11 protein-coding genes are annotated in these 11,557 nt (G+C 40.6%); 10 read left to right on the forward strand and 1 reads right to left on the reverse strand.

The window, feature by feature from the left end:
• Window position 1 precedes the first annotated feature (1 nt).
• Window positions 2-250, reverse strand: a complete 249-nt coding sequence (locus V7L07_RS19600; protein WP_335060611.1) for a hypothetical protein — start codon at window positions 248-250, stop codon at window positions 2-4.
• 214 nt (window positions 251-464) lie between these two features.
• On the opposite strand from V7L07_RS19600, the gene V7L07_RS19605 reads away from it, so the two are divergent.
• The 10 genes from V7L07_RS19605 to V7L07_RS19650 all read left to right on the forward strand — a co-directional run bounded on the left by V7L07_RS19605 (window position 465) and on the right by V7L07_RS19650 (window position 11,463).
• Window positions 465-686: a helix-turn-helix domain-containing protein gene (locus V7L07_RS19605; protein WP_335060613.1), complete on the forward strand. Its 222-nt coding sequence runs from the start codon at window positions 465-467 to the stop codon at window positions 684-686.
• Window positions 676-1,272: a helix-turn-helix domain-containing protein gene (locus V7L07_RS19610; protein ID WP_335060615.1), complete on the forward strand. Its 597-nt coding sequence runs from the start codon at window positions 676-678 to the stop codon at window positions 1,270-1,272. Before V7L07_RS19605 ends, V7L07_RS19610 begins: the two co-directional genes overlap by 11 nt.
• Window positions 1,273-1,423: 151 nt before the next feature.
• On the forward strand, window positions 1,424-2,443 hold the full coding sequence (locus V7L07_RS19615; protein WP_335060617.1) for a hypothetical protein: 1,020 nt from the start codon (window positions 1,424-1,426) through the stop codon (window positions 2,441-2,443).
• 231 nt (window positions 2,444-2,674) lie between these two features.
• Window positions 2,675-2,905, forward strand: a complete 231-nt coding sequence (locus V7L07_RS19620) for a helix-turn-helix domain-containing protein (protein ID WP_335060619.1) — start codon at window positions 2,675-2,677, stop codon at window positions 2,903-2,905.
• Between the two features lie 162 nt (window positions 2,906-3,067).
• The gene (locus tag V7L07_RS19625) at window positions 3,068-6,433 is read left to right on the forward strand and encodes a tubulin-like doman-containing protein (protein ID WP_335060621.1); all 3,366 of its coding nucleotides are present in this window, start codon (window positions 3,068-3,070) and stop codon (window positions 6,431-6,433) included.
• Window positions 6,434-6,581: 148 nt separating this feature from the next.
• Window positions 6,582-8,102 carry a phosphate ABC transporter substrate-binding/OmpA family protein gene (locus V7L07_RS19630; RefSeq protein ID WP_335060623.1) on the forward strand — a complete coding sequence of 507 codons (1,521 nt, stop codon included), beginning with the start codon at window positions 6,582-6,584 and terminating at the stop codon, window positions 8,100-8,102.
• Between the two features lie 174 nt (window positions 8,103-8,276).
• Window positions 8,277-9,314, forward strand: coding sequence for an ABC transporter substrate-binding protein (locus V7L07_RS19635; RefSeq protein WP_335060625.1), 1,038 nt, complete (start codon window positions 8,277-8,279; stop codon window positions 9,312-9,314).
• A 36-nt stretch (window positions 9,315-9,350) separates the two neighbouring features.
• Complete coding sequence (locus V7L07_RS19640) at window positions 9,351-10,187, forward strand: ABC transporter permease (RefSeq protein WP_335060627.1); 837 nt, start codon at window positions 9,351-9,353, stop codon at window positions 10,185-10,187.
• Window positions 10,188-10,211: 24 nt separating this feature from the next.
• Window positions 10,212-11,057 (forward strand): ABC transporter ATP-binding protein, encoded by an 846-nt coding sequence (locus V7L07_RS19645; RefSeq protein ID WP_335060629.1) that lies wholly within the window; start codon window positions 10,212-10,214, stop codon window positions 11,055-11,057.
• A 235-nt stretch (window positions 11,058-11,292) separates the two neighbouring features.
• A complete protein-coding gene (locus tag V7L07_RS19650; RefSeq protein WP_179069773.1) occupies window positions 11,293-11,463 on the forward strand; it encodes a CopG family transcriptional regulator in 171 nt (56 codons plus the stop codon).
• The last annotated feature ends 94 nt before the right edge of the window (window positions 11,464-11,557 follow it).

The raw sequence follows: 11,557 nt of genomic DNA on the forward strand, positions 1-11,557 counted from the left end.
ACTAAAAAAGGGCGACGACTTCTCTCATTTTCCAAAAAAGACACAATAAATTTACTAAATCGTTAATAGTTTTGGCTTCCAATTTGAGGTTTTGAACATTTTTAATGTTGGAGTGCGAGTAGTGAATATTGTAGACATTTTCTCCCATTTGCCCAACGGTTACTGTATCAGCATTAATCAAACTCCCAGCAAACTGGGGATTACGTAAGTCGTTGTTTTTGACTTGCTTTGGATCTTGTGAGTCTGTCATGGTTTAGTTTGAATAATTCAAGCTGTGTTACAACTACTGGTAAATTCCATGCTATACAGTGTTCGTCAAAAAACTGTAAATTGTACCTAATAAGTTTTAAAATTGCTTAAAAACGCTATTTATCTCTATCTTACATATTCTATTATAATAGTGTTAACTACTTTGTAATAACAATTAATTTTGAATATAGAAGTGGCAATCTTGAGATATGCCCATGAGAAATCGGATTAAGGAATTTGTCGATAGCAAAGGAATGAGTGTTTATCAGTTTTGGCAGGAAACTGGTATCAGCCGAACTACTGCATATAATCTGTACAACAATTCTGCTCAGTATCTTGCTAGAGATGTTATGAATGCAATTTGCACTCGATACAGAGTACAGCCAGATATTTTGCTGAAATGGATACCAGACGAGGAGTCAAAGAATGGCAATTAATCCTGCAACTATAGATCCTCTTGCTTTACCTTCGGTATCCCTACAGGAGCGATCGCAACTACCCACCACGCCTTGCATTTATTTTGCTATCGATTCTCAAGGCGTAGTGCAATATATTGGACAAACTAAAAACCCTCGGAAACGTTGGCTATGCCACCACAAAGGAGTTGACATAGCAATGCTGGGTGAAATAAGAATTTCATATTTGCATTGTGATCTAGATTTACTCACCATCGTGGAGAATGCTTTGATTGCTTGGTTTAATCCACCTTTGAACCGAGGAGCAAAAAGACGAGGAAAACCAGAAAAAACCACAATCATCATTGAAGTGGAGTTTACTGGTATTGGAACTGCTTTGAAAAAGGCAAGAGAAGCTGCGGGGATGAGTTTAACCGTAGCTGGTGATTACGCCGGAATGAGCGGGGCAAATTTTAATAGAATTGAGAACGAAGATACAAAGGGTGTACCTTTAGACACCCTCATCAGGGCAGCCAATGCTGTAGGGCTGGATTTGAAAGAGTGCTTAGGTGAATGGATTCAGCATATCCCTGGGGTTAATTTAACAGAAAGTTCTAATGGCGATTAACCTTCAGACTATTAATTCTCTTGCCCTACCTTTAGCTTTTCCAAAGAAGCGATGCCTGCGGTGGGTTATGCCTGAGCAGTTATCAACTACTTCTAAAATCTACGTTGCAATTGACTCTGAAAAAATATTGTTGAGCTAAAGGGGTGGAATCATGACTAAACCACCTCGTAAGCGCAACAAAGCCACCTCCGCTGCATCCAGTGACAGCACATTACCAGATGACCAAGACCTTGAGGATATCTTCCTTCAGGAAAATCCAGCTTCAGCAACAATTACAGTTACTGCTGCTGAAGTAGAGGAGTTGTCCGAAACGGAGGAGCGCGATCGCCTTCACCTAGAGCTCCGTGTGGAAAGAGCGTTTTTTGAGGCGGGTAAGGCACTGGCAGAATTGCGTGATCGCAGATTGTACCGCTCGACCCACAAGACGTTTGAGGAATATTGCCGTTCTCGGTTTGCGTATACTCACCGCCATGTAAATTATTTAATAGCTGCTTCAAATGTAGTTGACAACATAATAATGGGAACCATTGGTTTCCAAAATGAGATACCGGATGAAATGGGAACCATTGGTTCCCAAAACGAGATATCGGATGAAATGGGAACCAATGGTTCCCAAATTTTGCCTACAACCGAACGCCAAGTTCGACCACTGACTAAGCTAGAACCATCGCAACAGCAAGAAGTATGGCGGCAAGCGGTGGAGCAGGCAGGGGGAAAAGTGCCGCCAGCCAGAATTGTCAAAGATGTGGTGCAGCGCATCATGGAAAGGACGAAAGTACCAAACACATACCAAATTGGCGAAGTCTGCCAAATCCTTGTTAAAGACAATCCCGAACTGAGGGGCAAAGGTGGCTGCTGGGGTATAGTTAACCATGTGGGCGAATTCAGTTGTACCGTCAAAACCTGGGATGGAGAGTACGCCATTGGGTTGCAGCACCTGAAGTCTTACAATTACCTGCCTGCGCAGTGTCAGCAGATGCAGATGATTTGCGATCGCATCAGTAGGTTGCGGGAAAATGAGAACTTGGAAGAGGCTGCTCGTGCTGTGCTGAAGCATCTGGGGGAGATCAAGCGACCGTATTTGACTACGTTTGAAGAAGAGCTTTTGACTTTCATAGAGGAAAAATGTTTACTTAGTAGTCAAGCGGTAGGTAACACTACTGTGTGCTGAGGATGAGTGTGATCGCAGCTTTGGTGTAACTTTTACTAGCTGGAATTCAAGTTCAAAATCACTTAAAATTTCCTCTAAGTTTAAGCAAAAAAGAATACCATGAAAACTTAATTTAAGTATATTCGCTGGTTTTAAAGGTATTTTCTCTAGCTATTATGTAACAAATAATATAGCACTGGCTAATTAAGCTAGAAGGTAAAGTTTATTTTGTTAAATGATATAAAAAAACCCTTGACTATCAACCAGCCACAAGTGGGGCAGATCATTCGTGATCTGCGGCTTGCCTTAGGGCTAACGCAAGAACAGTATGCAGCCACTTTAGGCGTTACTTATACCACGATTAATCGATGGGAAAATGGACGTTCTAAACCGTCGCCCTTGGCGATGGAGAAGATTGAGGGGATGTTGGAGAAGATGGGCGCTCCGGGTCAGGATTTACTAGCGAAGTATTTGTCGAATTAGTTCTGGCAGCAGCTTTCTTTAGAAGAGAAATGCTTGTTCCGTTTGGATGTGAGCGATTGCTTGTCGTCTGTTCAAATTCGCGCATAGCACGGTTTGAGAATATTTACAGAATATGAATCCTAAAACTATATACAGTAAATTTCAGTAAAGTGAGTATTACAAATGGCCGATTACATTGGAATGACTCCCACCGTAGTTATTGGACTGGGAGGAACCGGAAAGGAAGTTCTGATCAAAGTCCGTCGAATGATTGTAGAGACTTACGGTTCTCTAGATGCTTTACCGATTCTATCATTTTTACATATTGACACCGAACAGAATGCAAAAGTTTCTGAACCACAGGTTGTGTTAAAGCAAGATATTTCACTTCGACCAGCTGAACAGGTGTGGGCTAAGGTGGAAGACGCTAAAGCTATTCTAAATAAGCTTTCTGCCTACGAACACTTAGCTGAATGGTTTCCCAGTCAACTCAAGGGCACTGATTCAATCTTAGCTGGAGCGGGACAAATCCGATCGCTGGGAAAGTTTGCTTTTACTTTGAACTACCAAAATATTAAAACTAGCTTCAACAACGTTAGATCCAGGATTGTTGGGCATGAAAAGTTTATGCTGGATCGTTGGGGAGTCCAGCTAGATAAAGGTGTCAACATTTTCATAGTCTGCTCTCTTTCAGGGGGTACTGGCTCTGGTATGGTACTTGACATTGCATATAACTTGCGAGACTGGGTTCCTCCTTCTGATTTGCCCCAATCCTCAGCTTATTTAGTGCTTCCAGGAGCCTTTGCAGGGCTTGGTGACAGGGTAATAGCTAATGCCTATACTGCCCTAATGGAGCTAAACCACTATTCACGCAATGATACTCGTTTTGAAACTCAGTATAGCCCGAATCCAAGCGATCGCATCAGTTCCCAAAGTAGCCAGGATGTACCTTTTAATTTCTGTTACCTGGTTGGTAACAGCAACGATAAAGTAACTTTTCCTAGCCTCAACTCTGTTTTGGAGATGGTTTCCCAAAACATTTTTTTGGACTTCAGTTCTGGGTTCAGTCAATACAAAAAACTTGTCCGTGACAATATTCGCAAACATTGGGCTAGTCCTGATTCCAAAGGTTATCCTCAAAATTTTATTAGTTTTGGGCTTTCGAGCATTCAATTTCCCGTAGAGCGGGTTCTCAATGCTTGCGCCTTACGATTAGGAGGTCAGTTAATTACTTGGTGGACTAACCCTACTCCTGCCCCTGCGGCGATGCGTGATGTGATTAAAACAGAAATCCTGCCTAATTTACGATTAGCAGAATCTGAAAATGAGCATCAGTTACTCAACAGTATTAGCCTTGGCGATAATATGAAACCCTACAGTAAGGAAGTAGCTGATTGGGTAGCAGGCTTACGCAAACGTCGCAACGACCTAAATATTCCCTTCGAGAACCTACAGCGCTTCATCTCAGTAGAACAGGACAAATACAAGTCTCACTTTTACGACAGTGATACAGACCCAAGGCGCTGGAGTGATTACTTTCAGAAGATGTGGGATAACTTGAACCAACTGATTCCTCAAAAACGCCAAGAACTCCGTCAAGTTGTCTACAAAATCATTGAAGACCGTTTTCGTGGGCCAAAGTTTGCTCGCCATTTTCTAGAAGTACTTCTAGATATCTTTACAGAGTATCGTAGCCAGTTTGACCAAGACCGACAAAAAAACTGGTTGCCTAAAGAGAATTCTGCAACTAATACTTTACAAGTTCTACTTAAGCAGATAGATGATCATGCTAAACAACTCATTGCACTAAATCGCAAAAGTCTAATTGATGAAGACTTCAAGGGAATTACACAGGCTTTGGAATCGCTGTATATATCAAAAGTAGAAGTAAAAGCTCGTACCTTGGCAGTATCTCTGTTAGATAGTTTGAAGGAAGAAATTGAGCGTTTACTGGTAGATTTGACTGCTTTAGAACGCAACTGCGAGATATTACAAGCTCGGTTTCTCGACCAAGAACAAACTTATGTTCGTGAAACTGGAGTACTAACAGTCAACGGAATTTTAATTTATGACAGCAAAGATGTAGACGAAATTTATAACAAGACTATTGCAGAAAAGCAGGAGAGTATCTACCAGACAATTTCGCAGCAGATATTGGGCGAGTTAGGTACAAAACTGTTTGATGTATACACCTTTGACAACTTGAGGATCAAGGATTTGTTTGAGCGAATTTTGAATCGCTCTTTGGATGAATTTGTCGGTAGCGGTAAGATGCAAATCTCTACGGCTCGCAAGTTCCTGGAAGAGTACCCAACTGTTGAACAGCAGGAAGCTCAGATTAAAACTATCTTTGAAAAAAGTGAGCCTTTCTTGCGCTTCAGTCAAGAGCAGGCTCGATTAGGTTGGGAAGATAGAGCAGAAAAGCGGCAAACCATAGTTGGTATTCAAGGCGGTAATAAACCTACAGACCCAGCTGTAAGTGTAATACTCCCAATGATTCGTAAGACTAGCACACTTACCGATAAAGATATTCGTCCTTTAGGTGACTCTCACCACATTTACTTTGTTCAAGAAATTGGAGCCTTTCCTCTCAGGCTGATTGAGGGGATGGATAGAATGCGGACAGTTTATCGGTCTGTGTCTCAGTCCGATAAGAATCCTTTGCATACCCATCAGGATTATCGCCAGTTTCAAGACCATATGCCGGCAACTCAAGCTGAAGTCCAGGCTAAACAAAATTTAATTCTGGCTCAAGTTTTTGGCTTAGTGGTTGAGGAAGAAAATTCAATTACTAAATACTCTGAAATACGTTTTCACTATCAAGACAAATTGACAGGGTTGAAAAAGACCCAGATTCTTGGAAATGACTGGCAAGAAGCCGAAGAATATCTCGTTAGTGACCATAATCGCAGAGTCCGGGAAATTTTGGAAGATGCACTACAAAATGTCGGTCAAAAAGCGGTTACAAAAGCCGAAAAACAGGGGCTTTACCAAAAACTTATGGCACATTTGAGAGAACTAGAAAAGACTCTTACCGGTGGTAAAGACAATATTAACTTCCGTAAGCAAGAAGTAGCGATCGAGGATTACGTAAAGACTTACAGCTTGTTTATTCCTGCTGAGACTATATCTGCATCTGTGCAAAAATCTGCTGAACTTCCCAAAACTTCACCAGCTAATTCTACAGCATCAGAAGACCTGGATAGTAATTTAGAAAAGTTCACCAAGTTAGTAGAAACCTGTTATCGTCGTGGCAATCCTTCTGAAAATCAAGTGCAAATGCTAGAGCATTTTCGCCAGAAGTATGGCATTTCTAAAGCAACCTCTGACCAAATTATTGCTAAATTCTCCTGTGGGAATTCCCAGCAACAAGCTCTCTATGAGTATGGTTTGATGTATCGAGCTTTTCTAGAAAGCAATACTGAAATTGATTTTGAGCAACAGACACAGTTGCTTGAACTTCAAGAAGAATTAGGGCTGACTAATAAACAAGTTTCCACTATGGAAGCCAATATACAAGAAGAACTGGGATTAAAAGGAGCGAGATGAAAAGATGCTAAATGAACACAATAATATTACTTGCTCTAAGTGTGGTCATGATCGGAACGCCTCAACTCTAAAAAAGTGCGAAATTTGCGGAAACAAGCTAGATCAGAGTAATTCATCTACAAAAAGTAAATCCAATAATCGAGTAGTATTGCCTTTAGCTCTTATTATTACTGCTGGTTTAGGGATATGTGGTTTTTGGTTACTAAGTAAAAAGTCATTCAACTTCATTCCAAGTGTCCAAAATAACATTACTAAAACCCAACAACTAACTCTTCTAGGTGACACCTTTAGTGGCTACAGTACGTTTCGGAGTAAAGAGTTTAAATCTAGCAAAGAATCGGGAGTTAACCTGCATTATGAAGATGAGTTCGATCAAACTAAACGCTCTGAACTTTTGAACCAGGGGAAAGCTAACTTATTAGTAACCACACTTGATCAATTTCTCAAACAAAAACCTCAAGGGAAAATTGTCGGGCTAATTGACCGCACAATCGGTGCAGATGCGGTTGTTTTGAATACAAAAAAGTATTCCAACTTGAAGTCACTTTTGGATCTTAATGTATTAATACAGCAGATGCGATCGCAGGGGAAGCAGTTGAGCATGACTTTTGCTGGTGATACCCCCAGTGAATATCTGGCTCTCATGCTAAGTACTAAATTTGAGCAGTTCAAGTTGTCAGATTTTCAAGTGAATAAGGTAACAGATGCTTCTGAAGCTTGGAAGCTTTTGCAAGACCCCAATCAAAATGTAGCAGTTGCTGTTCTCTGGGAGCCTTATATCACCAAAGCTCGACAGCAGGGGTATACAGTTGTCTTATCTAGCAAAGATGTACCTGGGGCAATTGTAGATGTGATTGTTGCCTCCAACCAGCTTATTCAATCTCAACCTGAGAAAATTTCCGAACTTTTGACAACTTACTATCGTCGCATTGATAGCAATCTTCGTGATACTTCGCAGTTCCAAAATCAGATTGCTGAGGATGGGAAACTATCACCCAGCGATGCCAATTTTGTTTTAGAAGGTATTGATTTTTTTCCCGCTCTTGAAGCTAAAGACTGGTTAACAAATGGCACATTAGAGAAACGAATTGGCTCTACGGCAGCGGTTTTGACATTGGCAGGGAAACTGAATCAGGTTCCTGAAAATCCCAAAGATTTGTTTACCTCTGAGTTTATCACTAAGGCTGCAAACAACAGCCAAAATCTGATTGAATTGGTGCGTGCTGATAACCCAGAACTAGCAGATAGGCTAACAGGAAAAGGAAAAATACTTGCTTCCAATAATAAGCTCAATGCTAACCAAATTAAAGCTTCTCCTAATATAGGCAATCTGCAAGTACGAGGAGATGTTAAATTTGGTATTGCTTCTGCTCAACTTGAGGATGAGGGTAAGCAAACACTCAATCAGTTGGCTCAGGAAATTTCAGAATTCAACCTGCAAACTGTAGCTGTGCGAGTAATTGGGCATACATCTCAGATTGGCTCTGCTGACTTCAACCAAAAACTTAGCCAACAACGAGCGCAGGTAGTAGGTAATTATCTACGTTTGCGAAATATCAAGCACAATATTGTGGTTGAAGGTGAAGGCTTTAGCCAACTGCTACCCGGCATTTCTCCAAATGACCCTCGCAACCAACGCACAGAAATTCGTCTAGTTAGGATTAATTAACTGAAGTCAAACAATTTTGGATTTTAGATTTGCGATCGCGAGGAAGGAGTGCTTTTTAGATTCATCCTGACCATAAGTGCCTTGGTATGTACCAAAAAACTTTTTTAATCTAAAATCTAAAGTCATCTAATTGAGTTGTTCAGTTTAACTTGCAAATTATGTAGAGGAGACTTAATGAAAGTTCGCAATATACTGTCTTGGTTTTGTGTTTTTTTGGTCAGTTTAATAGTTACAGTCAGTTGTACCCCCTCCCAAACTCCTACTTCAAACACTGCTTCTACTCCATTAGCAACTAAGGCAATTCAAATTGGGTTTAGTGCTTGGCCTGGTTGGTTTCCCTGGCAGGTGGCTCAAGAGCAAGATTTATTTATAGAAAATAAAGTTAAAGCCAATCTAAAGTGGTTTGATGGCTATTTAGATTCCATCAATGCCCTAGCGACAACTCAACTTGATGGTAATAGCCAGACTCTTAATGACACCATCAGTTCAGTGGCGGCTGGAGCAGATTTAGTAATTGTGCTGACGAATGATAATTCTCAAGGCAATGACCAAATTATTGTGCGGCAAGGAATCAATTCCATCAAAGACTTGAAGGGTAAAAAGGTGGCAGCAGAAGAGGGAACAGTAGATCACTTTTTATTACTACTAGGATTAGAAAAAGCAGGTTTGACCCAAGCGGATATTCAGTTTGAACCTTTGGAGACGGGTGCGGCAGCGGCGGCTTTTGCTGCTGGTAAATTGGATGCAGTTGGCGTGTTTGCTCCCTTTACTAGCAAAGCATTATTACTTCCTGGAAGTAAGACTTTATTCTCTTCTGCTGACTTTCCCGGTGCTATTTCCGATCACTTGGTAGTTACACGCAAGATGATTCAAGAACGACCCCAGGATGTACAAGCCTTAGTGAATACATGGTTTGAAACCCTCAAATTTATCGCAGCTAATAAACAGAAGGCAACAGAAATTATTGCCAAACGAGCGGGTACTAATATAAAGGAATATCAACAATACGAAGCAGGTACTGCTATTTTCACCTTAGAACAAAATCTGAAAGCCTTTACTCCTGGTAATGACAGGACTTCCTTATCCTTCACCGCTAAGGAAATTAGTAAGTCTCTATTGAAAAGTGGTCTGATTAAGCAGAAACCAGACTTAAGCAAACTATTTGATGACCGCTTTGTCAAAGCCTACGCTGATAAAGCTGGAAAGGTTTGAGGATGTTATGGGTAAGGGATATGGAGGAGCGATTGCATGAGTCAATCTACTAATGTTCAGCCGCAAATGTTACCACCAACAGTATTTTGGCGGATTGCAGAAGATATTCCTAAAAGATTGACTGGGATTTTGGTCATTCTGTCCCTTGTCATACCGATCTGCTTGTGGTGGATTGTCTCTAGCTGGGTTGCCACTATGCCTGGAACTAATTCTATGTTCCTACCTACTCCTGTACAAGTTTTAGCGGCAATTCAGACACTCTGGTCAGATGGAATATTGCTCAAAGACATCGAGTTCAGTATGTTTCGGGTGCTAACTGGTTTTTTCCTCGCAGCAGTCATTTCAATTCCTGTGGGGACACTTATGGGAACATTTGCTAGTGTGCGATCGCTTTTAGAACCGAGCATTGGGATCATTCGTTATATGCCTGCGCCTGCCTTCATCCCACTGTTAATTTTATATTTTGGCTTGGATGAACTGCCAAAGATTCTGCTGATTTTTATCGGCACCCTTTTCTTTAATACGTTGATGATTATGGATGGGGTGAAGTTTATTCCCAAAGAATTAATTGAAACTACATATACCTTGGGAGGAAGGCGCAGTCAAGTTTTGTTACTGGTAATTTTTCCCTACCTCCTACCTGCAATTATTGATGCCTGTCGAGTGAATATGGCAGCAGCATGGAACTTAGTTATCGTAGCGGAACTAGTAGCAGCGACCGAAGGATTGGGAAAAAGAATTAGTATTGCTCAACGTTTTCTCAGAACTGATGAAATCTTTGCTGGACTAATTGTAATCGGTTTAATTGGTTTGGGAATTGACTTGTTATTCCGATTATTACTGAGAGTTTCCTGTCGGTGGGCAACGAAATAATTTGTCTTCTATAACTATAGGTTTATGCATCTAGAAGTTGCTAATCTTCACAAACAATTTCAAACCCGCAACGGTACAATTGTTGCTCTCAAAGACATCAATATCCATATCAAAGAAGGTGAATTTGTCTGTGCTGTCGGAGCCTCTGGCTCAGGGAAAACGACTTTATTACGCCTGATTGCGGGACTTGATACTCTCACAGCTGGGGAAATACGGGTTGATGGAGTGAAAGTCACAGGACCAGGAGCAGACCGAGGTATGGTGTTTCAAAACTATTCTCTCTACCCCTGGATGACTGTAGCAGATAACATTGGCTTTGGGTTAAAGCTGAGGGGCGTACCCAAGCTCAAAAGGCAGCAGCAGGTTTCTTATTACCTAGATGTGGTAGGCTTAACTCAATTTGCTAAGGCACTACCCAAAGAACTATCAGGAGGTATGCAACAGCGAGTAGCGATCGCTCGTGTTCTAGTATCTGAGCCTAAGATTCTCCTCATGGATGAACCGTTTGGTGCTTTGGATGCCCAAACAAAAGAGATAATGCAACAATTTCTTCTGGAGTTATGGAGAAATACAGGTACAACTATTTTTATGATTACTCATGATGTTGAGGAAGCAGTTTTTGTATCACAGCGAATTTATGTCCTCACCTCACATCCTGGAAGCATTAAAACTGAACTAACTATAGATTTACCTATTGAGCGAACCTACGATATCAAAAGAAATTATAATTTTAAAGAATATAAAGAAACTGTGCTAGAGCTAATGCGTTTTGAAAGTGCTTCTCCCATAATCCTTGACTCCTTTTTAATTACTGAAAATGAATTAAATTGCCCTTATGGTGCAGGTATTAGGGAAGGATTAAAGGAGTAAGGGACTTCCAGAAAATAAAATATACAACCAAGAATAATGATTATCATTATGGGAACAAAAATTTAGCGGAATTTCCTTGGGATAATTTCATTGTAGGAGCTACCTATTTTATCTAGGTAGAAAATTTAGGTTTGCAAGTTATTAAAAATAAGTTTTATTATCTTGTTGCTATTGAATAGAGAATTTCTATAAAGCAAGGATATATTTTTACAAGCTTGAGAAACTATTTGAGTTGATTAAATCAGTGAATAAGAAATGGGCAACTAAACGACTCACAATTAATCTGGCATCAGGGGAAGCAGAAAGATTAGAAAAATACTGTTCAATCACAGGACGACCAGCAACCGATGTGATTCGAGAGTTGATTCGCTCTTTGCCAACCGAAGAAACACCAAATGCAAATTGAACCCCTGGCTGTCTAATCAGTATTTAAGAGCTTGAAACTCAAGCACAGTGAGAAGTTCCTGATGTTGAGTGACCAAAGATTGTATTGTGCTAAC

This window comes from Nostoc sp. (genome assembly GCF_036916985.1).
Classification (GTDB): domain Bacteria; phylum Cyanobacteriota; class Cyanobacteriia; order Cyanobacteriales; family Nostocaceae; genus Nostoc.

What these genes read in the sequence shown, in the direction of transcription:
- V7L07_RS19600 (WP_335060611.1), bottom strand. Translation starts at nt 250, where the DNA reads ATGACAGACTCACAAGATCCAAAGCAAGTCAAAAACAACGACTTACGT.
- V7L07_RS19605 (WP_335060613.1), top strand. Translation starts at nt 465, where the DNA reads ATGAGAAATCGGATTAAGGAATTTGTCGATAGCAAAGGAATGAGTGTT.
- V7L07_RS19610 (WP_335060615.1), top strand. Translation starts at nt 676, where the DNA reads ATGGCAATTAATCCTGCAACTATAGATCCTCTTGCTTTACCTTCGGTA.
- V7L07_RS19615 (WP_335060617.1), top strand. Translation starts at nt 1,424, where the DNA reads ATGACTAAACCACCTCGTAAGCGCAACAAAGCCACCTCCGCTGCATCC.
- V7L07_RS19625 (WP_335060621.1), top strand. Translation starts at nt 3,068, where the DNA reads ATGGCCGATTACATTGGAATGACTCCCACCGTAGTTATTGGACTGGGA.
- V7L07_RS19635 (WP_335060625.1), top strand. Translation starts at nt 8,277, where the DNA reads ATGAAAGTTCGCAATATACTGTCTTGGTTTTGTGTTTTTTTGGTCAGT.
- V7L07_RS19640 (WP_335060627.1), top strand. Translation starts at nt 9,351, where the DNA reads ATGAGTCAATCTACTAATGTTCAGCCGCAAATGTTACCACCAACAGTA.
- V7L07_RS19645 (WP_335060629.1), top strand. Translation starts at nt 10,212, where the DNA reads ATGCATCTAGAAGTTGCTAATCTTCACAAACAATTTCAAACCCGCAAC.